Origin of the sequence: Myxococcus sp. CA040A, from assembly GCF_013336725.1 — a bacterium.
GTDB lineage: Bacteria > Myxococcota > Myxococcia > Myxococcales > Myxococcaceae > Myxococcus > Myxococcus llanfairpwllgwyngyllgogerychwyrndrobwllllantysiliogogogochensis.
Map to the genome: position 1 here is coordinate 572,559 of NZ_JABUMR010000006.1, position 22,097 is coordinate 594,655.

Here is a 22,097-nt window from a genome sequence, read left to right on the forward strand (position 1 = left end):
CCCTCGCCCGTCCCGGGATGCGATGAGGTCTTCCGCCGCATGCAGGGGGGTTCTTGCGCCTGACGCGTGCGGCAAGGTCCTGGCTGGGCTAAGCGTCTCACCGCGGTCCTGGCCCCGCGCCGGGCCGAGCCCCGGGGCCCGCTCGCTGGAGGAGGTACCAAGCAATGTCTGACGTCGTGAAGAAGAAGCGCCGCTGGCCCTACGTGCTCGGAGGAGTCTTCGCGCTCCTCGTCGTCGTCGTGCTCGGGGTCCTCTGGCGGCTCGACGCCATCCTGCTGAAGACAGCGCGCGAGCAGGCCGCCACGTATTCGCAGAAGCTGGGTCGCCCGATTGAAATCGGGGACATCTCCACCCAGCTCTTCCCCACCGTGGGCGTGGAGGTGGAGAACGTCTCCATCGGCGCCGCCGAGGGTGAGGAGCTGCCGCTCGCGCAGATGGCCTCGCTGGACATCAGCGTCGCGGCCGGCCCCCTGTTGTCCTCGCGTGGCAAGGACATCCAGGTGAAGAACGCCGAGCTGTCCGGCCTCACCGTCAACGTGGTGCGGCTGGCCGACGGCACCACCAACGTGCAGCGCCTGCTGCAGCGGTTGGAAGAGCAGAGCCCGAAGGAAGAAGAGAAGCCGCCCGAGGACGAGTCGCAGCCCACGGACCTCTCCGGCGTCCATGTCGAGCGCGCCGCGCTCACCGACGGCACCATCCGCTTCGTGGACCGCTCGGGGGGACAGGCCGCGCGGGAGCTGGCGGTGAAGGATTTGGACATCGAGGTGAAGGACCTGCGCGCCGGCAAGCCGCTGGTGGTGGACCTGGCCGCCGCGGTGCTCGCGGACAAGCAGAACCTCCAGCTGTCGCTGCACGCCGCGCCGCTGCCGCCCACGCTGATTCCCACGCCGGAGCGCGTGACGCTCAAGGCGCAGAAAATCGACCTGTCTCCGCTGGGTCCCTTCCTGCCTCCCGACGTGGGCCTCCAGGCTGGCACGGTGGACGCGGACTGGAAGGCGGAGCTGGGCGGCGCGGTGCCCGGGGGCAAGGGCCCCACGCGGCTCGTGGGTGTCATCTCCGCGCTGGGCCTGCGCTTCGCGGGCTCCGAGGGTGGCAAGGCGCTGGACGTGGTGCTCGACACGGACGTCGCGGGTGACATCGCCACCGGCGACCTGTCGCTCGACAAGCTGAAGCTGGACCTGGGCCCCGCGAACATCACCGGCAAGGGCCAGGTGAAGGGCCTGCTGTCGGAGAAGCCGTCGGTGCAGGGCTTCGAGCTGGTGGGCCGCAACCTGGACCCCGCCGTGCTCGCCGAGTACTACCCGCCGCTGAAGAAGCAGTTGAACGGCATGATTGCCGGCCCCATCGGCCTGGAGGTGCGCGGCAGTGGCACGCAGGACGCGCAGGCCATCAACGTGGACGTGGACCTGACGCCAGTGCGCCTGCGCGTGCCGGCGCAGCTCACGAAGAACGCGGGCGGCGCCATGAAGCTCACCGCGCGCCTGGCGGGTGCGGCGGCCAGCGGCGGTGCGCTGAAGTTCGACGCGAACGCGGACCTGTCTGGCGTGGACCTGCGGCCCGGCCTGCTGGTGGACAAGTCGCCCGGCCAGCGGATGGACTTCGCCGTGGCCGGCACCTACGCGCCCGGCAAGGGCGGCGTCGGCATGAAGGTGGAGGTGCCGAAGATGACCGCGCACGTCCTGGAGGACACGGTGACGGGCAGCGCGTCCTTCGCGCTCGCGGGTCAGGGCAAGAAGCAGACGACGACGTTCTCCGCGGATGTGAAGGCGAACAAGCTGGACGCGGACGCGCTGCTGTTCGACGAGAAGGAGCTGGCGGCGCGCAACGGCGGCACGGTGCCGGCGCCGGAGTCAGCGGAGCTTCCTCCCGAGGACCCGGCGCGCTTCAACGGCTACCGGGGTGACATCCGCTTCGCGGTGGGAGCGCTGCGCTACAGCGAGATGGACCTGAGCAACGTGACGGGCGTCATCAAGATGACGGACGACCTCATCTCCGTGGAGAAGTTCTCCTCGGGTGTCTTCGGCGGCAAGGTGGCGGCGGACGGGACGACGATTCGTCTGGGCCCCGCCGCCGCGCAGCGGCCCTTCGAGGCGAAGGTGAAGGTGGACGGCGTGCAGGTGGCGCAGGCGCTGGCCCAGGCCACGCCGCAGAAGGTGATGACGGGGACGTTCAACGGGAACGTGGACGTGAAGGGCATCGGCTACACGCCGGAGAAGCTCAAGGAGACGCTGCTGGGCGGCATCAGCGGCAACATCCTGGGCGGCACGCTGCTGGGCAAGGACCTGGTGGCCTCCGTCTCCGAGCCGCTCGCCAAGGCCCTGCCCTTCGCCTCCAAGGCGCTCAAGAGCGGCGAGGTGACGTCGCTGAGTGAGAACCTGCCCTTCGGCGTTCAAATCAAGAACGGCGTCGCGCAGCTGTCCAAGCCCATCACCTGGACGCGGCCGGAAGCCGCGATGAGCTTCGACGGTGGCATCAAGCTGGACGGCACGCTGGACCTCATCGGCTCGGTGGCGCTGACGCCGTCGACGGTGAAGACGCTGACCCTGGGCAAGGTGACGCCGCCCTCGGATATCCCCGTGGGCCTGAAGCTGACGGGCCCGGCGTGGAAGCCCGAAGTGACGGGTGTGGACGTGAAGCCGGCGGTGACGACGCTCGCGAAGCTGGCGGCCTCGTCACTCGCGGGCAACCTCATTGGCGGCAAGCGCGGCGAGCAGGTGCAGCAGGTCATCGAAGGCGGCGAGGAGAAGCTGCGCGCCGACGCCGAGGCCAAACGAAAGGAACTGGAGGCCAAGGCCGCCGAGGAGAAGTCGCGGCTGGAGGCCGAGGCGAAGAAGCGCGCCGAGGATGAGGCGAAGAAGCGCCTGCGCGGCATCTTCGGCAAGTAGTCCCGTCGCGTGCGGGCCAGGGAGTTCCCCTGGCTCGCGTCCGGGATTGCCTGTCTGGTTGTACGTTGGTCCGATGACAGTGTTTGCAATGAGCCCGGCCTGAAGCCGGTCCGTTGTCTCAAGTGCCGGGCCTGGAGACGCTCCCTGTCAACAAGGGAGGTCTCATGTCTGGTTTCTCGTCGAAGTCGTGGGTCATTCTCGTGGCGGTGGGGCTCGCGGGGTGTGGCGCGCCGGAGTCGTCGCCCGCGGTACCGGAAGAGGTGGGTCAGGCGGAGCAGCGGTTGCTGACGCTCGTCACCTGTCCCGTTGGAGCCACCCACGTCACGTATTCGCCGCCGCTGCGGACCCAGCCTCAGGACGTCGTCTTCACGTCCACTGGGCAGGCGAGCAATTGCTACTCCCTGCTGGGCTCCAGCGTGACGTCCGCGACGTCGTTTGTCTCATTCCTCATGAAGGGCTACTCCTGCACGGACCTGCTCGACATCAGCTCTGGAACCACGCTGCTCACCTGGAACACCGGTGAGAGTTCGACGGTGCGGCAGACGCAGACCACCACGGCCGTCAATGGCAACGCCATCGTCGTCACGCAGACCGGAACGGTCCTCTCCGGCAAGTTCGTGGGAGCCACCTTCGTGCGCACCGTCACCCTGCTCGCGACCGACCTCGCCGCCTGTGACTCTCCCGAGGGACTCACGAGCATCTCCGGGCCGATGACCATCACCCTCCTCGGACTTCTCTGAGGCACATCCCCAGGCCCTGTTTCATGAAACGGCCTGAAACGATGTGAAACGGCTCTCGTCCCCGAGCGACACCCGTGTCGCCCTCGGGGACGATGGTGGCACGCGCCCTGCTAATGCCCCCTGTCGACGTCCCACGTCAGACAGGAAGCGAGCGCGCGATGAACCCGAGCGAGGACTGCGGCTGCACGGACCCGGCGACCACGCCCATGCCCCACGTGGCACCCGTGAGCGAGCGCCACCGAATCCTCATCATCGGCGGAGGCACGGCCGGCATCTGCGTGGCGGCGCGCCTGGCTCGCCTGGGCCAGAAGGGCGTCGCGATTCTGGAGCCCTCCGAGCGGCACTACTACCAGCCGCTCTGGACGCTGGTGGGCGCGGGTGAAGCGCGCATCGAGGACACCGTGCGCGATGAGGCCGACTTCATCCCCCGGGGCGTGAAGTGGCTGAAGGACGCCGCCGAGGAAGTCGACCCCGTCCGCCGCGAAGTGCGCACCCGGGGCGGGCTGCGCGTGGGCTACGACTTCCTCGTCGTCGCGCCCGGCATCCAGCTCGACTGGGACAAGGTGGCAGGCCTTCGCGACGCGCTGGAGACCGAACACGTCAGCAGCAACTACGACGTGAAGCTCGCCCCCAAGACGTGGCGCATGCTCCAGCGCTTCCATGGAGGCACCGCCCTCTTCACCCACCCGGCCACACCCGTGAAGTGCGCGGGCGCGCCGCAGAAAATCATGTACCTGGCCGCCGACCACTTCCGCCGCACGGGGGTGATGGAGCGCTCGGAGGTGGTGTTCGGCTCGGGCGCCAAAACCATCTTCGGCGTGCAGGCCTATGCCCGCGTGCTGGAAGACGTGGTGAAGCGCTACGGCATCCACACCCACTTCGAACACAACCTGGTCGCCGTGGACGGCGCCCGCCGCGAGGCCACCTTCGAGACGACGCGAGACGGACAGAAGAACCGCGTCACCCTTCGCTACGACCTGCTCCACGTCACCCCGCCCCAGAGCGCGCCGGACTTCATCAAGAACAGCCCGCTGTCATCGCGCGACGGCGCGTGTGTCGGCTGGGTGCGCGCGGACAAGCACACGCTCCAGCACCCGGGCTTCCCCAACGTCTTCGCGCTCGGAGACGCCTCCGACCTGCCCACCAGCCGCACGGGCGCGGCCATCCGCAAGCAGGCACCCGTGCTCGTCGAGAACCTCCGGGCCGTCATGGCCGGGCGCGTCCCCACCGCGCGTTATGACGGCTACGCGTCCTGTCCCCTCACCACGGGCTACGGCAAGCTGCTGCTCGCCGAGTTCGACTACGACGGCAAGCCCACGCCCAGCTTCCCCCTCATCGACACGCTCCAGGAGCGGCGGGACATGTGGCTGATGAAGAAGTACGGCCTGCCCCAGTTGTACTGGAAGTTGATGATGCGCGGCCGGGCCTGAGCCGGGCCAGGTGCGAGCCGCCGCGCACCGGGCTATGCAGCGACAGATGCCCACGTCCCGAACCCCGCGCTCCTCCCAGCTCGCCCTGTCCGCGCTCGATGCGCTCGCGGGCGCCGTGCTGCTCGTGGACGCGAGTCGGCGCGTGGTGGGCCTGACCTCCGCGCTGGAGGCGCAGCTCGGCGCCCCGGTGCGCGAGGGGACTTTGCTCTCGGAGGTGCTCGTCCCGCAGGGCGGCGTCGAGCGACTGGAGACCGTGCTCACCACGGGGCGGGAGACGACGGCGCGGCTGCGCGCGGGGGCGGAGACGCAGGCGGTGCGAGTGCGCGCGGTGGCATTGGAGCGGGAGGGCTGGGCGCTCACCGTCACTCGAGAGCCCACCGCGCGAAGCGCCGAGGGCGCCGAGGTGTTCCACGGCCTGTGGACCCAGGACGCCGAGCTGCGACGGGTCTTCCGCATCGTCGAGAAGGTGGCGCGCGCGGAGTCGAGCGTGCTGGTGCGCGGCGAGTCCGGCACGGGCAAGGAGAACATCGCCCACGCGCTGCATGCGCTGTCCGCGCGTGGCAAGGGGCCCTTCCGCGCCATCAACTGCGCGGCGCTGCCGCCGAACCTGCTGGAGAGCGAGCTGTTCGGCCACGTGCGCGGGGCCTTCACCGGCGCGGTGCGCGACAGTCCGGGTCACTTCCGGCTGGCCCATGGGGGCTCGCTGTTCCTGGACGAAGTGGCGGAGCTGCCGCTGGACCTCCAGGCGAAGATGTTGCGCGTGCTGGAGACGCGCACCGTCATCCCCGTGGGAGGTCGGGCGCCGGTGCCGGTGGACGTGCGCATCATCGCCGCCACGCACCGGGCCCTGCGACGTGAGGTGGAGGCGGGCCGCTTCCGCGCGGACCTGATGTACCGCCTGCGCGTGGTGCCCATCTTCCTGCCCACGCTCCGGGAGCGACGCGGGGACATCCTCCCGCTCGCCCTGCGCTTCCTGGGCGAGCTGCACCAGCGCGGGACGCGGCGCGTGGAGCGAATCGCCCCGGGCGCGCGCCGACTGCTGGAAGCCCACACCTGGCCCGGCAACGTGCGCGAGCTGCGCAACGTCATGGAGTACGCCTACGTCATCGGCGAGGGCGCGGTGCTGCGCGAGGTGGACCTGCCCCCGGAGTTCTCCGAAGGGAGGACTGCTTCATCCCCCGGTGTCGCCCTCTCGCCGACGGCGGGTGTCCTGCTCGACGAACAGAAGGTGCGAGCGGCCCTGGCCCGAGCAGGCGGCAACCGCTCCGAGGCCGCACGCCTGCTCGGTGTCAGTCGCGTGACACTGTGGCGCCGCCTGCGCGCCCTGGGCGAAGCCGGGCACTGAACCTGTTCCACTGGGGCGACAACTGTTTCACCAGGGTGTTTCAGGTGTTTCCCCAGGGACGGCGCCCCCTCCGAAATGGGCCCGGGTCCTGCTCGGAGAAGGGGCACTGGCACGGCACTCGCAATATCGTCGGGGGCGCATGGCGGTCATCTCTTCAGGGAAACGGGCGATGCTCTTCCGACAGCTCTTCGACGCGGAGTCCTCGACCTATACGTACCTGCTGGCGGACCCGGCGACGCGAGAGGCCGTGCTTATCGACCCGGTGCTGGAGCAGGTGGAGCGGGACCTGCGGCTGCTGACGGAGCTCGGGCTGAAGCTGACGGTGGTGATGGAGACCCACGTCCACGCGGACCACATCACCTCGGCGGGACTCCTGCGTGCGCGCACGGGTGCCCAGGTGATGGCCTCCCCCCGAGGAGCGCCCTGTGTGGACCGACAACTGGTGCATGGCGACCAGGTGCGCGTGGGCGGGTTGGAGCTGCGCGTGCTGGAGACCCCCGGGCACACGGATGACAGCCTCAGCTTCCTGTGTGACGGGCGGCTCTTCACGGGCGACGCGCTGCTCGTTCGCGGCACGGGCCGCACCGACTTCCAGAACGGCGACTCGGGGCAGCTCTACGACTCCATCACCCGCGAGCTCTTCACGCTGCCCGATGCGACGGAGCTGTATCCCGGCCACGACTACGCGGGCTTCACCGCGTCCTCCGTGGGCGAGGAGAAGCGACACAACCCGCGACTGGCGGGCAAGTCTCGCGAGGACTTCATCACCTTCATGAACGAGCGGCGGATTCCACCCCCGCGCAAGCTGGACGTGGCCGTCCCTGCCAACCGCGCCTGCGGTCTGGACCCCAAGCCCCTGTCACCGTCCTCCGCATGACGTGACGTGCCCTCGGGCACGGGCGTCCGCGCCGTCATCCCAGAACCCTGGTGTCCGACCCCGAGAAACGGGACGGCGCCCTATTGCCCGCGTCCTTCCCTCATCGGGAGGACGAGAGAAGGAGTCACCGTCTTGAGTCACCTCTTCGACAGCGCCCATCCCCAGCCCGCCGGATACCGCGACGTGGACGTACGACAGCTCGCGGCGGAGCGCCCCTCGGGGCTGCACCTGGTCGACGTGCGCGAGCCGTCCGAGCTGGATGGGATTCTGGGACACCTCGATGGCGTGCGTGCGGCACCGCTGGCCACGGTGCGCGAGGCGGCGGCCTTGTGGCCCAGGGACACGGAGGTGCTGCTCATCTGTCGCTCGGGAGCGCGGTCGGCGCGTGCCGCCACGCAGTTGGTGGAGCTGGGCTTCACGCGGGTGATGAACCTGCGCGGGGGAATGCTCGCGTGGAACACGGAGGCGCTGCCCGTGGTGCGGCTGCCCTCCAGTGCGACGCCGACCCTGGCGGAGGTCCGCGACACCTTGCGAGCCCGGCTCCCCGGTGTCTCCGACGTGGAGGCGCTGCCCCGAGAGCCTTCGCGCGCGGAGCTTGGCGCCGTGCTGGACGCGCTCCAGGCCACGACTCCCTCGGGGCTGGTGGACACCGCGAGCTTCGAGCGGACGCTGCGCGAGGTCCGGGACCTGCTCGCCGTCGCGCGGTCTGGGGGCGCTTCGCGATGATGTTGTACGTGGGCCTCGCGGGCGCGTTGCTCGTGGGCGTGTTGTTGGGGTTGTTGGGTGGCGGGGGTTCCATCCTCACGGTGCCCTTGCTGGTGTACGTGCTGGGTGTGGAGCCCCGCACGGCCATCGCCATGTCGCTGGTGGTGGTGGGGGTCACCAGCGCGAGCGGAGCGCTCTTTCATGCACGGGCAGGTCGGGTGCGGTGGCGCACGGCCTTCGTGTTTGGCGCGGGCGGGATGGTGGGCGCGTTCCTGGGGGGGAAGCTCAATCCCCTCTTCTCCGCGAGCACGCTGATGTTGTTCTTCGCGGGGGTCATGGTGGCCGCGGCCGTCGCCATGCTGCTGCGCACGGAGGCCACGCGGGTGTCCACCGAAGTCACTCCGCGCGCTCCAAGCCGCGTGGGGCGGATACTCCTTCAAGGCCTGGGCGTGGGAATCCTGTCCGGCCTCGTGGGCGCGGGCGGAGGGTTCCTCATCGTCCCCGCGCTCGCGCTGGTGGGCCTGTCCACGCCGCTGGCCACCGCCACCTCGCTGGTGGTCATCGCGCTCCAGTGCGCCGCGGGCCTCGTGGGACATCTGGGTCATGTGGAGTTGCCGTGGAAGCTCACGGGCGAGGTCCTCGCGGTGGCGCTGGCGGGGAGCCTGCTTGGAGGAAAGCTCGCGGGACACGTGGCGCCGGGCTCGCTGCGCAAGGGCTTCGCGGTCTTCGTGCTCGCCACGGCCACCTTCTTGCTGTGGGCCCAGCTTCCCCTCGGACTGCGCGCGTGGATGGGACAGGGGCTGGCCAGCGCCGGCGCCTGGCCCTGGGTGGCGGTGGCCACGGGCGTGGGCCTCCCCATTGTCCTGTGGCGGCTGCGTGTCGTCCGACAACGCGCGACAAGAGGACACTGACCACAGGCGCGCGTCCCGTACACTTCCCCCGTTGACCCGTGACGCCGTCGCATCGAGAGTCCTCGGCATGAAGCTGAGACCCATCGCAGAAGTGGGCGCCGAGCTGGGCCTGGCTCCCGACGACGTGCATCCCTGGGGAACGAATCGCGCCAAGGTGTCACTCGACGCGCTCGGCAAGCAGGGCGACCGGCAGGGACGGCTCGTGCTCGTCTCCGCCATCAACCCCACGCCTCCTGGCGAGGGGAAGACCACCATGTCCGTGGCCCTGGCCATGGGCCTGCGCCGTCGCGGACGCAAGGCCGTCGCCGCGCTGCGAGAGCCGTCCCTCGGTCCCGTCTTCGGCGTGAAGGGCGGAGGCACCGGCGGCGGACAGTCCAGCCTGGAGCCCGCGGCGGACATCAACCTGCACTTCACCGGTGACCTGCACGCGATTACCAGCGCCAACAACCTGCTCGCCGCGCTGGTCGACAACGCCGTGTATTACGGCCAGCCGGTGGCCATCGACTCCACGCGGGTGCGGTGGCGGCGCGCGATGGACATGAACGACCGGTTCCTGCGCAACGTCATCATCGGCCTGGGCGGCAAGGCTCACGGCGTCCCGCGAGAGGCCGCGTTCGACATCACCGCCGCCAGCGAGGTGATGGCCATCCTCGCGCTGTCGGAGAACCTCAAGGATTTGGAGGAGCGCCTGGGCCGCGTCGTGGTGGGCCACTCGCCGGACGGCAAGCCCGTGCGCGCGCGCGATGTGGACGCGGCGGCGGCCATGGTGGCGGTGCTGAAGGACGCGCTGATGCCCAACCTGGTGCAGACGCGCGAGGGCGGCCCCGCGCTGGTGCACGCCGGCCCCTTCGGCAACATCGCCCACGGCTGCAGCTCCGTGGTGGGTACGCGGATGGGCCTGGCCTACGCGGACGAGGTCGTGACGGAGGCGGGCTTCGGCTTCGATTTGGGCGCGGAGAAGTTCCTCGACATCAAGTGCCGCAACACCGGCCTGTGGCCTCGGGGCGTCGTGCTGGTGGTGACGCTGCGCGCGCTGAAGTACCACGGAGGCGCACCGCTCGCGCGCGTGGCCGAGCCGGACAGCGCCGCCCTGGCGCGTGGCTTCGCGCATCTGGAGAAGCACCTGGAATCGGTGCGCGCCTTCGGCCTGCCGGCCGTGCTGTGCGTCAACCGCTTCCCGCAGGACACGGAGTCGGAGCTCGACGAACTGCGCGCCTTCGGCAAGGAGCGCGGCGTGGAGATGGCCGTGTGCGAGGGCTTCACGCGCGGCGGCGAGGGCGCGCTGGAGCTGGCGGACCGGGTGCTCGCGATGCTGGACGCGACGGACGCGGCGCCGCCCACTCCGCGCTTCCTCTACGAGTTGAAGCAGTCGCCCGAGGAGAAGGTCCGCGCCATTGCCCGCACGGTGTACGGCGCGGAGGACGTGGCCTTCACGGCGTCGGCGCGCAAGGATTTGGAGATGGTGCGCGAGCTGGGAGGCTCGGAGCTGCCGGTGTGCATGGCGAAGACGCACCTGTCGCTGTCGGATGACGCGACGAAGCAGGGCCGGCCGCGCGGCTTCACGCTCACGGTGCGCGAGGTGCGCCTGTCCGCGGGCGCGGGCTTCATGGTGGCGCTCACGGGCGACATCCTCACCATGCCGGGCCTGCCTCGCGAGCCGGCGGCGAAGCGCATCACCGTCCACGACGACGGCCGCATCACCGGGTTGATGCAGGGCGAGTAGCCGTCGCCCGGTGCATCGACGAGCACGGGCGGCCCGGACGTCGGGCCGCTCCCGCGCTCACACGCGGAACGACGTGGACAACTCCTGGAGCCGGCCGAGCGTGGCGTTGATCTGCGTCACCGCTTCCTCGGCCGTCATGGTGGAAGTCACCACGTCCGCCATCATCGAGGACAACTGCGTCATCACCTCGGTCATCTGCGCGATGCCCGCGTTCTGCTGGGTGACGGAGGCGACAATCTGGCGCGCCGCCTGACTGCTCTCCTGCACCACCGTGGTGATTTCCTTCAGCGAGTCGGCCGAGGCCAGCACCTGCTCGATGTTCTCCTCCATCTTCTCGCTGTCGCCCTCCGCGATGGAGGTCGTCTGGCGGATGGCCTGATTGATTTCGAGCAGAATCTTGCCGATGCGCTGCGTGCTCTGGAGGGACTGGCCGCTGAGCGCGCGCATCTCCCGCGCCACCACCGCGAAGCCCCGGCCCTCTTCGCCCGCGCGCGCGGCTTCAATCGCCGCGTTGAGCGCCAGCACGTTGGACTGGTCCGCCAGGTCCTTCACGCTGCTGATGATTTCCCCGGCATGCACGGCCTGGTCGCTCAGGTGCGCGATGCTGCCCACGAGCGTGCCCACCCGCTGACGAATCTGCTGCATGCCCTCCGCGCTCTGCTCAATCGACTGCTGACCGGACGAGCTGAACGCGTCCGCCTGCGCCGCCACCTTCAGCACCATCTCCGCGCGGCTGGCCGCCATGCTGGAGGTCTGCGCGATTTCGGCGATGGTGGTGCTCGCCTCGGTGAGGCTGCGGGACTGGTTGGTGAGGAAGTTCACCTGGTCCTGGCTCGCCTGCGTCAGTTGCGCGGCCGCCGAGGACAGCTCCATCACCACGGACCGCAGCGTGGCGGGCACCTCGCGCAGCCGGTTGACCATCACCTGGAGGCTGCGGCCCAGGTCACCCACTTCGTCCTGCCCGGCCGTGTCGATGGGCTGCGTCAAATCCCCCTCTTGGGCGATTTTCTGCGCCACCGCCGACAGCCGCGCCATGGGCACCGCCACTTCCCGGTGCAGCCAGAAGGACAGCGCCACCATCAACGCCAGACACACCAGCGACAGCGCCCCCACCAGCCACGAGTCCCCGCCCGCCAGCACCACCGTGAAGATGACCGCCAGGAACACCGCGGCGACAGCCGGAGACAGCATCACTTTCTGCTTCAGCTTCAAACGCACCGAGCCCCCTCCCTCTCCGCGACCACGGAGCCCTCCGGCGTCATGCCGCCGTCCCACCCGGCCAGGCTCCGGCAGTTGAAGCGCGGCTCCCTGGGGAGCCTGCTGCGCCAGCTCATGTCGCCATCCTTCCGAGGAGCCCCGAGGACCCCCTGAAGCTCGGACGGACCGGTGATCCGCCGAAGCGCAGGATAGCCAACTGAACACTTGCTGCTAAGCCTCCCCCCGAAGGTCATCCCACAGTGTCACCCGAGGGGTTTCCACCAGTCTGGGTGGAAATAGACCCCTGCACTGGAAGGATCATCCCAGGGAGTCGAGGCGGCGGCAGCCATCGACGCGGAGGACGAAGTCGGCGCCGAAGGCACCGGCGGGGGTGAGGGCGCCGGGAGAGGGCTGGGCGAGCAGCTCTTCCACGGCGTGGATGGAGGCGCGGGCGGTGAAGGCGTAGCCCTCTGGTACTTCCAGCCAGGCCTGGGCGGAGCGGCCATCCGGGGCGCGGGCCTGGGCCCAGACCTGGGAGCGGCTGGACAGGCGCATGTCGGCGTCGGGGCCCTTCACGCGGGACTCGACGAGCTTCATCAGTCCGTCGCGCACGAGGCCGACCTTCAGAACCTGGCGGAGGACGGGATAGGTCCACCGCAGGGCGCGAGCGGAGGACGAGGGGAAGGCCATGTACGTGGTGATGTTGGGGATGCCGGTGGTGCGGTACGCGGTGGAGAGGTCGCCCCAGGGGATGGGCATCACGGTGCGCTCGCGGTCGATGAAGCGCTGGCGGCGGGCGCCCTGGCCCATGGGGAAGGGTTGGAGGACGCCGTCGCGGCGGACCTTGCCGCCCTCGGGGAGTTGGAGGAGGGCGGACTTGGTGGTGCCGGCGCTGGCCTGGGAGCCGGCGCAGATGGCGATGTCGAGTTCGGTGGCGCCGGGGACCTGTTCGGCGACGTAGCGGGCGAGGCAGTCGGTGGGGACGACATCGAAGCCGACGCCGGACATCAGCGAGACGCCGCGCTCCCTGGCTTCGGCGTCATGGCGGAAGGAGCCCTCGAAGACGGGAATCTCGCCGGTGATGTCCAGGTAGTGGGTGCGCGAGGCGAGGCAGGCCTGGCGCATGGGCTCGCTGGTGTGGACGAAGGGGCCGGCGGCGTGAAGCACCAGGGGCAGGCCCTCCATCGCGGCGGCGAGCTGGCGTGCGTCGTCCAGCGCGGCGGGACGGACCTCCAGGCCGAGCGCGTCGGCCAGCGGGGCCAGCTTCTCGCGGGAGCGGCCGGACAGCACGGGCCGGTGGCCCCGACGCACGGCCTCCTCGGCGATGAGGCGGCCGGTGTAGCCAGAGGCGCCATACAGCAACCAGCGGGGAGTCGAGCTCGAGGTCGTCGTCACGGCCGGCGACGCTACCAGGAGCACCGGGCGCGGGATGGCCCGGGTTCGGACTGTGCTCGCTATCTGTCAGCGACCGTGCGCGAGCCGCCCTGCCCTCACCGGGCCAGCGCGACTTCGGACCGGTGATTCACGTGCGCGTCCTCGACGCAGACGAGCAGCGCGCGCAGGGCCGAGGGTGACGGCGCTGTCAGGAGTGCCTCGCGCAGCCGCGCGTTGCGCAACAGCGCACCGATGCGCGCGAGCACGCTGAGGTGCAGGCCCGCCGTATCCGGCGGCGACACCATGCCCACGAAGACGTGCACGCGCCCTCCGTCGGCCTCGCCGAAGTCCACGCCCTGGGAATGCACTCCCACGCAGGTGACGATGCGCGACACGCCGGCGAGCCGACAGTGCGGCACCGCCACGCCCCCCACCATCGCCGTCGAACCCAGCTGCTCGCGCGCCAGCAGATGCGCCGCCAGCTCCTTCGGCGACACCCGCGCCCGAGCCGACATCAGCCCCGCCAACTCGTGCACCACCCCCACCCGCTCGCGCGCCTCCAACGACAGGCGGACAGCTTCTACGTCCAGGAAATCAGTCCACCTCAGCATGCCTCACCTCCTCGGGCGCCCGGCTGCCTCCCGAGTCGGCGCAGAGATGTGTCCACCGCCGCGATTCCGCATCCCTCCGCTGTCTTTCTTCGAGCCCACTACACACTTCTCTCCGGTTTTTCGGGCTCAGTCGTTTCGACCCCGCCCCTCTCGCCTTCTCAACCTCGTCGAAGGCAAATCCACGGACCACCGCGTCATCGAGCGAGAACGTCGAGCGCCGCGGGACACGCCCTCCGGAGCGGCCCGGTCCACGCCTCGTCGCCCTTGGACCGGCTCCGCCAGATGCTCCGTGCCCGACATCCGCCTCGCCCTCCAGGGCGGCCCATCCGCGCACGGCACTCAGCGCGCGAGAGACATCTCGTTGCGAAGCGGCAGGCACGCCTCCTCCGCGCGAACGAGCAACGCGCGCATCACTCCCGCCGAAGGCGCGGCCATCAACTCCGCGCGCAATTCGGGGTCATGCAGCAGCGTCGCGATGCGCGAGAGCACATTGAGATGCAGCCCCGCCGTGTCCGGTGGCGACACCATGCCCACGTAGATGCGCACCAGCCCATCCTCGGGCGCGCCGAACGCAAGCCCACCCCGGTGGATGCCCAGACACGTGACGATGCGCTCCACGCCCGCGTGGCGACAGTGCGGCACCGCCACGCCCCCCTCCATGACCGTCGACCCCAGCTGCTCCCGCGCCAGCAGATGCACCGCGAGCTCTCGCTGCGACACCCCGGCCCGGGCCGACATCAGCCCCGCCAGCTCGTGCACCACCGCCACCCTGTCTCTCGCCACGAGCGACGGGCGGATGGCCTCCACGTCCAGGAACTCGGTCCACCTCAACATGCCTTCCTCCCAGGGCGGCACATCACCGCCCGCACGGCGGAGCACCGAGGCTCCGTCACGAACTCGCCCGACTCGAGGACCCTCAAACCGCCACCGCCACGCGCTCGCGCCCGGACAGGACGATGCACGCGGCCAGCACCCGCGCCGTGAAGGCATCCCGCTCGTCATCGTCGAACGCCCGTGCGAGCAGCTCGGGGTCGTCATCCAGGAACAGCGTGGAGCCCAGCCGGTCATACACGTGCTCCAGCAGGCCTCGGCAGCAAGGGCACCGTCGAGCACCATCCAATGCATGTTCCGCACGCACTCGCGCCTCCACCAGCCGCTCCACTCCCAGCAGACGCACCGCCTTGAACGGTGCCTCACCGAGCGACGGACCGACCTCCGGCGTGGCCCGCGAGTGGAACAACGGCAGTGACTTCACGAATCGGGGCAGCCACATGGGTCCTCCGTGCCGGGCCTTCATGACCCGCGCACGCCCCTTCCCATCGCATCCGCCGTGCCGACCGCCCTCGCGCCAGACGCTCGGAATCCGGAGCCTTTTTCCAAGGGTCCCCGCCGTCACCGTGCAGACCGCAACCTGGAGCCCCGCGCGGCACAGCACGTTGCGACGCTCCCGCGTGTCCCGGGCCGCGCTCGCTCGCCTGCCCGCCCACCCGGTGTGGCAGCATGCGCGCCCCATGAAGCCCCTCTCCTCCGCACTCCTCTTCTGCGCGCTGCTCTGCGCCTGTGACGACTCCGACCCGGGCTCCCCGGACTCGGGCACCCAGGTGGAGCGCGGCCCTCGCGCGATTCCTCTCGAAGGCGACCCCAACGGCCTGTTCTGGGACGCCACCACGCAGACGCTCTACATCGCCGACGACCAGAACCACCGGCTCCTCAAGTACCGCGATGGAGAAGGCGTCTCGGTGGCGGCCACGCTTCCGGACGCGCCCGCCAACAGCCCCAACCTGGGCGAGGTCGTCCGGCTCCAGGACGGAACCCTCGTCACCGTGCGCTTCGGCTTCGGCAACGCGGGCGCGGTGTTGTTCGTGCGTCCGGATGGCACCCCGGGCACCGTGCCGGGACTCCCCGTCAACCGCCGCCGCATCGGCCTCACGGTGACGAAGGACGGACGACTGCTCGACAGCTACTTCGTGCGCAACAACAACGTGAACGTGGGCTCGGTGGCGCACGTCACGCTGGAGGGCACCGAGACGGAGCTGGTGGGCGCGCTCCAGAAGCCCGTGGGCGTGCTGGCCGTGGAGGACACGCTCTACATCGCAGACCAGATCGCCGGGAAGGTGTACCGCTCCCCACTGTCCAACCCGTCGTCGCTCACGACGCTCGCCACCATCGCCGAGCCGGACCTGCTGGCCCTCGGGCCTGGGGGCTCGCTGCTCACCGGCACGCGCCAGGGCTCGGTGCTGCGCATCTCCACCACGGACGGCTCGACGTCCGCGCTGGCCACGGGCTTCCAGCAGGTGCGCGGGCTCGCGTACGACGCCGTCAACCGCCGGCTCTTCGCCGCGGACCACGACGACGACGAGACCAACGGCACCACGCACTTCCTCCAAATCATCCCGGTCGACTGATGCGACACACTCCGTGGTGGTTGCTCTGGGCACTGGCCTCCACGCCGGCGCTCGCGGACGAGGCGTGGCTGCGACCGACGCTCGTGGGGGAGCTGGACTACCGCCAGCACGCCTCGGACGTGGAGGGCTTCGACGGCTTCACCCTCGCGCGCCTGCGGCTGGGCGCGGAGGCCCGTCCCCTCCCCTGGCTGGTGGCGCGCGGCGTGGCGGAGTGGGCCCAGGAGAAGCCCGCCCTCATCGACGCCTTCGTCGCGGTGACGGTGCTGCGCGACGTGCGCCTGTCGCTCGGCTACACGAAGACGCCGCTGTTCCCCAGCGCGCACGACGAGAACCTGCAGGCCCGCGCCATCCCCGAGCTGTCGGGCCTGGCGCAGTCCTTCTGGCCCCGAAGAGACCTGGGACTCGAGGCCCGGTGGTCACCGATGAACCTGCCCGTGGAAACCTGGGTGCGCGTGGGCAACGGCTCTCGCAGTCCCCTGGGCAATGACAACCAACTGCCCGCTCTGGATGCCCGGGTCGATGGTCGGTGGGGTCGCTCGGCGGGCGTGCCAGAGTCCTTCTGGGGCGTGCGCGTGGGCGCGGGGGCACATGTGGAGAGCGCCTATGACCGCGCGGGCATCGGCGGCATCGGCCCGCAGGGCTTCGTCTACTACCGGCCGCCTCCCGCGAGTGGGACGCGCACCGTGACGGAGGCGCACGCGCGCCTGGACGTGGGGCCGGTGCGAGTGGCCGCGGAGGCCGCCGCCGCATGGGAGCGGCGCTCGCGCGACACGGATGGAAACCCGGAGACGCCGCGCGAGGCCCTGCCCGAACTCAAGAGCCAGGGCGCCTCGCTGGAGGTGTCCTGGGTGGCCTGGGGCACGCCTCGCGACGACGGACCTTCCTGGCCCCGAGCGAACGAGGACTCCACCCAGGCACTCCAGGCGCTGCGCGAGGGGCAGCTCCCCCTGGGTGCGCTGGAAGTGGCCGCGCGCGTCGAGCGACTGTGGCTGGGCCGTGGCGCCTCCGACGTGCAATCCGGTGGCGGGACGAGCGGCGCCCTCGCCGTGCGCTGGTGGACCACGCCCTTCCTGGGGGTCGGCGTCGCGGGGTACGTCCAGCGCTACGACACGGCGCCGCTCGAGGAGCCGGACCGACGCACCTCCTGGCTCGTGCTGGCGCGCACGACGGTGAACTTCAACTAGCGCAGCGCGCGGCCGTGGAGTCGGGCCTGCTCCTGACAGGCGCCCTGACACTCGGGGAAGAGCAACAGGAAGCGGGCCTGCTCACGGCAGCGCGGCACCAACCCCGTGTGCATGGGGGTCGAGCAGAGGCGCTGGAAGCCCGCCCACGCATCGTCGAACACGGCGGCGCGCGCGTCGGGCTCCAGGGACAGCACCGCGCGGCGCTCCGAGGCCAACCAGCCGACCATGGCCGCCAGGGCGCCTCCCAGCGCGAGCACCCAGAGCAGGTCCTTCCACCACGGACGCGCCAGGGTGGCGGGCTCGCGCTCGACAGCGGAGTCAGGGGAGGACGACACGACGGACAGGTGCGGATTGGGACGCATGACGGCAACTCCAGGGGCAAGCCCCGTGCCGCGCGGCGTCGTCGGTCCTCCGAGGGGCCGTGTCCCTCGAAGTCCCGTGGCCGTTGCATTCGGCAAGCGTGCGCGTGGGAGGCCGTGCATCGCGCAAGGCCTCCACCGTCGAGTCCGCGACGGAGTGCTCAGCGCACGGCGTTGCGCAGCACGGGGGCGAGCTCCTGGCGGCAGGCCTCGTCACACTGCGGGAAGCGCTGGATGAACTCCGCCTGCTTCTGGCAGCGCCGGAGGAGGCGGGGCCCGGCATCGCCCAGGCACATGAGGTCGAAGCTGTCGCGCGTCTCCTCGAAGAGGGCTTCGCGCTGGGCGGGGGACATGGCGTTGATGGCGCGGTTCTCTCCGCCCTGGAGATAGGCCCACACGCCGGCGAGCACCAACAGCACGATGCCCAGTATCACTCCCTGGCGGACGCGCTTCTCGTTGCGGGTGGGGGGCCTGTCTCGGGTGAAGATGTTGTCGTCGCCACCCTCGTTGTTCCCATTCAAACCCATAGGCCCCTGTTCCACCGCAATCCGGGGACCAACGCCAGCATTGGTTGCTGGGGGTGTGTTGCAGCCTGCACGAAAGGGCGGGGCGCGGGTTGCGAACCGCACGACGGGAGCGAGTCGGGCGCCGTGGAAGTCCCCGTGAGGACTCACGTCGTGCAGGTCGCACGGCCGGGCTCGGGCGATGCAATTAGACTCCACGCATGGATGCACGGCTGGAGCAGGCCCCCGTTTCCGGGGAGCGCCCGATGCGGGTGCTGGTGGTGGATGACGAGCGCAACATCCGGCACACCTTGAGGGTGTGTCTGGAGGGGTTCGGCTGCGAGGTGCGGGAGGCGGCCACTCCGGAGGCGGCGCTGGCCGCGCTCGCCCAGGGGCCCACCGACCTGGCCTTCGTCGACCTGCGGCTGGGCACCTCGAGCGGATTGGATTTGCTGCCCCGGTTGCTCGCCGAGTCACCCAACCTGGACGTGGTGCTCATCACCGCGTACGCGACGTTCGACACGGCGGTGGAGGCGGTGCGGAGGGGGGCGCGCGACTACCTGCCCAAGCCCTTCACGCCGGCGCAGATACGGCATGTGCTGGACCGCTCGCGCGAGCACCGGGCGCTGTCGTCGCAGTTGGAGAGCCTGGAGGGGCAGTTGGCGCAGGCGGTGCCGGAAGCGACGCTGGAGACGACGTCGCCGGTGATGCATGCGGCGATTGGACTGGTCTCGCGCGCGGCGACGTCCGACGCGGCGGTGTTGCTGCGGGGAGAGAGCGGCACGGGCAAGGGCGTGCTCGCGAGGGCGCTGCATTCGATGAGTGCCCGGCGGCGGCGGCCCTTCGTCACGGTGAACTGTCCGACGCTGTCGGAGCAACTCCTGGCGAGTGAGTTGTTCGGCCACGTGCGCGGGGCATTCACGGGGGCTGTGAAAGACCAGCCGGGGCGGGTGGAGCAGGCGGAAGGGGGCACGCTGTTCCTGGATGAAATCGCGGAGATGAGCCCCGCGCTCCAGGCGCAGTTGTTGCGGTTCCTCCAGGAGAAGCAGTTCGAGCGACTGGGCGAGGGCCGCACGCGCAAGGCGGACGTGCGCGTGGTGGCGGCGACGAATCGCGACCTGGAGAAGGACGTGGCGGAGGGACGGTTCCGCGAGGACCTGCTCTACCGGCTCAACGTCATCGAGGTGAAGCTGCCATCGCTGCGGGAGCGGCCGGAGGACCTGTTGCCGCTGGCGAGGCGGTTCGTGGCGTTCTTCGCGAAGGCGGCGCAGCGGCCGACGACGCCGGAGTTGTCGCCCGCGACGGAGAAGATGCTGCTGGCGTATCCGTGGCCGGGCAACGTGCGTGAGCTTCGCAACGCGGTGGAGCGAGCGCTCATCGTGTGGCCGGCGGGGGTGCTGGAGCCGCAGGCGTTTCCGGAGCGAATCGCCGCGGCGGCGGGCTCGGTGGTGACGCTGGGCGGGCCGCACACGTTGGAGGAAGTGGAGCGCGAGCACACCCTGCGCGTGATGACCTCCGCGCCGACGCTGGACGAGGCGGCGAAGGTGCTCGGCATCGACGCGTCCACGCTGTGGCGCAAGCGCAAGAAGTACGAATCCGGCGGAAAGGGCGAGGGCTGAGCCGGTGGACCTCTACGAGGCGCCTGAACATGTGAACGGCGACCCTCCTTAATCGCCGGTCAACTCCCGCTTGTGGTCCTCGATGATTTCATTGAGGAGCAACTGCTGGACTTTGTCGCGCGCGCGCAAGCGAACACCCGTGCTTGGCGTCGACGCCGAGGGCGCATCGATAAGCAGGATTGCGCTGCGCTCCGGGTGTTCCAGTGGAATGACGTCTGACGAAGCCCCGAGTTGGGTGAAAGAGAACCCCATGCGAGTGAAGAAGTTGTAGACCTTGGCCGGAGTCTCGGGTTTCTTCCCAAGGCTGTAGTACTGCGTTTGCTTTTCTGGGTCGGTCGCGAAGACGAGCCTGGTTACAATTGTCGTCCGCAGCCAGTCTGAGAATGTCGGGAAGGGCTGCTTGGCTGAACCCTGGCCGCGCACCAAGTCCTCTTCGCGAATGCGGATGATCGCCGCGTCCAAGCCATCGGGCGTCGGGCGGGTGAGTTCGAAGAAGTCGTCCGGGTAGCGTTCCTCGGGGTGTTCCTCGCCGATGGTGAATTTGAGGTAGCGGCGAGCATCGGGGCGCTCTCGTTGAGGGTCCCCGAGGTCCTCGATCAGTGCCGAAATCGAGGTAGTGCCAGCCTTCAGTCTCAAGCGGCCCGTCGATGAGCCCATGGTTTCGAGAAACTCGCGATAGACGCGAGGCAACGCGTTGAGTCCTCCATGGGGTCTGGCCAGGGCAGTCATCTGCTCGACAGTGGCCGGCTCGAAGCCCTGGGTGCTCCCGGGATTCCATCGCTCCATGAGCGGGAGCAACTCCTTCATCGTCAAGGGCGGCGGGGCCTTGAGAAGCTCGGACCAGGTCATTTGCACCGCTGGCCCTCGATGTCGCAGCGAGCCATGAACAGCGTGTCCTGACACGTCTGACAGGAGAGCACTGTCTCCCCCGACTTGCGTCGCATTTTAGCGCGTTCCTCGAGGTGCTCCTCGCGCTTTCGCTCGTTGATAAGGGCTCTGCTCGGAGGCTTCCAAACCCCCTCACTGTTAGAGGGAGAGCAGTCGACGGGCCCGCGATAGAATACCTTGAAGTTGAAGCTCTCCGTGCCGGAGGGCGCGAAGTAGATCTCGGTCATCGAGTCGGCGACGTGACCGCTCTTCCCGATGAGTTTGGCGCCCGCACAGGTTCCTGGTTCGTTTCTGTATCCGGGTTCCTCTGCATCAATCCTTTTCTTTGTGTGCTCCCACTGTTCTTCCAGCTTGGTGGTGGCCTCGGCACCAACTCTGGCGCACCGTGGGTTGATGGCGATGAAGTCCTCTAGCGTTGCGGCCTCCTCAACAATCTTGCAGCCATGAACCTCGGCGATGGCCTTGAACCCAGGGGGCGTCTCGCCACCCGATATCGCGGCGAATCTCTCACCGTTGCGGCACACCATGACCCCGACCATGTACCCGCCAGACCCGCGACGATGTTTGCCAAGTTCATCGCGCTCCCTTTCGAGTGCGGTGATTTGCGCTCTTCGTGCATCCAGGGTCGATGGGTTGATTTTGGGGTTTTGACGCTGGATGCGCTCCAGTTCGGCAGCCCTCGAGGTGAGCCTCTTGTTTGCCTCCGCCCATGCGTCCTCGTGCTCCCTGAGGTTCTTGAGAATCTTGTTGGCGATGTCGAGGCTCCCTTCCGCACGCTCGATCACCGCGTGGCTGTCCGCATCCTTCTGGCAGAGGAGGCACAGCCCCTCGAAGTCATCCCCGTAGGCGAATCCCGTCCCCCCATTTGATATGAACGTGGTGTTGAACGAGTTGCCGTTGTGCAGGGTGACGTCGAGGTAGCGCACGACGCCCTTGCCCTCAATCTTCACGTCCACACTGCCGCTGCCCCAGGCCATCTTCCCCTTGGACTTGGAGGAGATGAGGCCACCCGCCGTGCCCGGCTCATCACCCGAGCTGGTGCTCAGCTCGGAGTCCGTGAGTGCAACCGGGTGGCCATTGATGGTGACGCTCGTGCTTCCATGGGTGAGCGTGGCGTCTTGGGCCGAGTTGACGAAGGGCGTGGGCACCGGGCCTCCCGGCGTCGGTACCTTGCAGACGTCAGGTGCGGCCGAGGTGTGCGTGTTGCCGCTCCCCTTGTGCAGGATGGAGCGACCGTTGGCGAAGACACGGCTCATGGTTCCTCCTTGGCCCTTCGAATCATCTCCACGATGCAGGCCCCCCACGCGCCCACCGTCGGCACTGCCATAGGCAAGTGTCCTG

General features: G+C 69.5%; 20 protein-coding genes. 11 read left to right on the top strand and 9 right to left on the bottom strand.

Annotation, left to right across the window (positions count from 1 at the left end; genetic code table 11):
* The first annotated feature begins 164 nt into the window (after positions 1–164).
* The 8 genes from HUA75_RS28535 (at position 165) to HUA75_RS28570 (ending at position 10,616) form a co-directional block, all read left to right on the top strand.
* The gene (locus HUA75_RS28535) at positions 165–2,885 is read left to right on the top strand and encodes an AsmA family protein (protein ID WP_174488147.1); all 2,721 of its coding nucleotides are present in this window, start codon (positions 165–167) and stop codon (positions 2,883–2,885) included.
* 164 nt (positions 2,886–3,049) lie between these two features.
* Positions 3,050–3,625, top strand: coding sequence for a hypothetical protein (locus HUA75_RS28540; protein WP_174488148.1), 576 nt, complete (start codon positions 3,050–3,052; stop codon positions 3,623–3,625).
* 158 nt (positions 3,626–3,783) lie between these two features.
* On the top strand, positions 3,784–5,055 hold the full coding sequence (locus tag HUA75_RS28545) for an FAD/NAD(P)-binding oxidoreductase (RefSeq protein WP_174488149.1): 1,272 nt from the start codon (positions 3,784–3,786) through the stop codon (positions 5,053–5,055).
* Between the two features lie 46 nt (positions 5,056–5,101).
* Positions 5,102–6,400 (top strand): sigma-54-dependent Fis family transcriptional regulator, encoded by a 1,299-nt coding sequence (locus HUA75_RS28550; RefSeq protein WP_174488150.1) that lies wholly within the window; start codon positions 5,102–5,104, stop codon positions 6,398–6,400.
* Between the two features lie 169 nt (positions 6,401–6,569).
* The gene (locus HUA75_RS28555) at positions 6,570–7,277 is read left to right on the top strand and encodes an MBL fold metallo-hydrolase (RefSeq protein ID WP_174488151.1); all 708 of its coding nucleotides are present in this window, start codon (positions 6,570–6,572) and stop codon (positions 7,275–7,277) included.
* Positions 7,278–7,409: 132 nt separating this feature from the next.
* A complete protein-coding gene (locus tag HUA75_RS28560; protein ID WP_141641701.1) occupies positions 7,410–8,003 on the top strand; it encodes a rhodanese-like domain-containing protein in 594 nt (197 codons plus the stop codon).
* Entirely contained in the window at positions 8,000–8,893 is an 894-nt protein-coding gene (locus tag HUA75_RS28565) for a sulfite exporter TauE/SafE family protein (protein WP_174488152.1), read from the top strand. The genes HUA75_RS28560 and HUA75_RS28565 overlap by 4 nt, the downstream gene beginning before the upstream one ends.
* 67 nt (positions 8,894–8,960) lie before the next feature.
* Complete coding sequence (locus HUA75_RS28570) at positions 8,961–10,616, top strand: formate--tetrahydrofolate ligase (protein ID WP_174455935.1); 1,656 nt, start codon at positions 8,961–8,963, stop codon at positions 10,614–10,616.
* A gap of 57 nt (positions 10,617–10,673) precedes the next feature.
* Here HUA75_RS28570 and HUA75_RS28575 read toward each other — a convergent pair whose 3' ends face one another.
* The 5 genes from HUA75_RS28575 to HUA75_RS28595 form a co-directional block, all read right to left on the bottom strand.
* Entirely contained in the window at positions 10,674–11,834 is a 1,161-nt protein-coding gene (locus HUA75_RS28575; protein WP_246137065.1) for a methyl-accepting chemotaxis protein, read from the bottom strand.
* A gap of 297 nt (positions 11,835–12,131) precedes the next feature.
* Positions 12,132–13,208 (bottom strand): trans-acting enoyl reductase family protein, encoded by a 1,077-nt coding sequence (locus tag HUA75_RS28580; protein ID WP_141641704.1) that lies wholly within the window; start codon positions 13,206–13,208, stop codon positions 12,132–12,134.
* Positions 13,209–13,303: 95 nt separating this feature from the next.
* Complete coding sequence (locus HUA75_RS28585; protein ID WP_174488153.1) at positions 13,304–13,798, bottom strand: PTS sugar transporter subunit IIA; 495 nt, start codon at positions 13,796–13,798, stop codon at positions 13,304–13,306.
* Positions 13,799–14,137: 339 nt separating this feature from the next.
* Complete coding sequence (locus HUA75_RS28590) at positions 14,138–14,632, bottom strand: PTS sugar transporter subunit IIA (RefSeq protein ID WP_174488154.1); 495 nt, start codon at positions 14,630–14,632, stop codon at positions 14,138–14,140.
* A gap of 82 nt (positions 14,633–14,714) precedes the next feature.
* Entirely contained in the window at positions 14,715–15,071 is a 357-nt protein-coding gene (locus HUA75_RS28595) for a hypothetical protein (protein WP_174488155.1), read from the bottom strand.
* Positions 15,072–15,309: 238 nt separating this feature from the next.
* Between HUA75_RS28595 and HUA75_RS28600 the strand changes: the two genes are divergently transcribed.
* Together HUA75_RS28600 and HUA75_RS28605 are read left to right on the top strand one after the other, a co-directional pair.
* Complete coding sequence (locus tag HUA75_RS28600) at positions 15,310–16,203, top strand: YncE family protein (RefSeq protein ID WP_141641708.1); 894 nt, start codon at positions 15,310–15,312, stop codon at positions 16,201–16,203.
* On the top strand, positions 16,203–17,387 hold the full coding sequence (locus HUA75_RS28605; protein ID WP_174488156.1) for a hypothetical protein: 1,185 nt from the start codon (positions 16,203–16,205) through the stop codon (positions 17,385–17,387). The genes HUA75_RS28600 and HUA75_RS28605 overlap by 1 nt, the downstream gene beginning before the upstream one ends.
* On the opposite strand, the gene HUA75_RS28610 is transcribed toward HUA75_RS28605, so the two are convergent.
* Together HUA75_RS28610 and HUA75_RS28615 are read right to left on the bottom strand one after the other, a co-directional pair.
* Positions 17,384–17,749, bottom strand: coding sequence for a hypothetical protein (locus tag HUA75_RS28610; protein ID WP_174488157.1), 366 nt, complete (start codon positions 17,747–17,749; stop codon positions 17,384–17,386). The two genes, HUA75_RS28605 and HUA75_RS28610, sit on opposite strands and share 4 nt — an antisense overlap.
* 158 nt (positions 17,750–17,907) lie before the next feature.
* The gene (locus tag HUA75_RS28615) at positions 17,908–18,273 is read right to left on the bottom strand and encodes a hypothetical protein (protein WP_174488158.1); all 366 of its coding nucleotides are present in this window, start codon (positions 18,271–18,273) and stop codon (positions 17,908–17,910) included.
* Positions 18,274–18,515: 242 nt separating this feature from the next.
* On the opposite strand from HUA75_RS28615, the gene HUA75_RS28620 reads away from it, so the two are divergent.
* Positions 18,516–19,868: a sigma-54 dependent transcriptional regulator gene (locus tag HUA75_RS28620; protein WP_174488344.1), complete on the top strand. Its 1,353-nt coding sequence runs from the start codon at positions 18,516–18,518 to the stop codon at positions 19,866–19,868.
* Positions 19,869–19,916: 48 nt separating this feature from the next.
* Here HUA75_RS28620 and HUA75_RS28625 read toward each other — a convergent pair whose 3' ends face one another.
* Together HUA75_RS28625 and HUA75_RS28630 are read right to left on the bottom strand one after the other, a co-directional pair.
* On the bottom strand, positions 19,917–20,654 hold the full coding sequence (locus HUA75_RS28625) for a hypothetical protein (protein ID WP_254627802.1): 738 nt from the start codon (positions 20,652–20,654) through the stop codon (positions 19,917–19,919).
* Positions 20,655–20,713: 59 nt separating this feature from the next.
* Positions 20,714–22,012 (bottom strand): DUF4150 domain-containing protein, encoded by a 1,299-nt coding sequence (locus HUA75_RS28630; protein WP_174488159.1) that lies wholly within the window; start codon positions 22,010–22,012, stop codon positions 20,714–20,716.
* Positions 22,013–22,097: the final 85 nt, after the last annotated feature.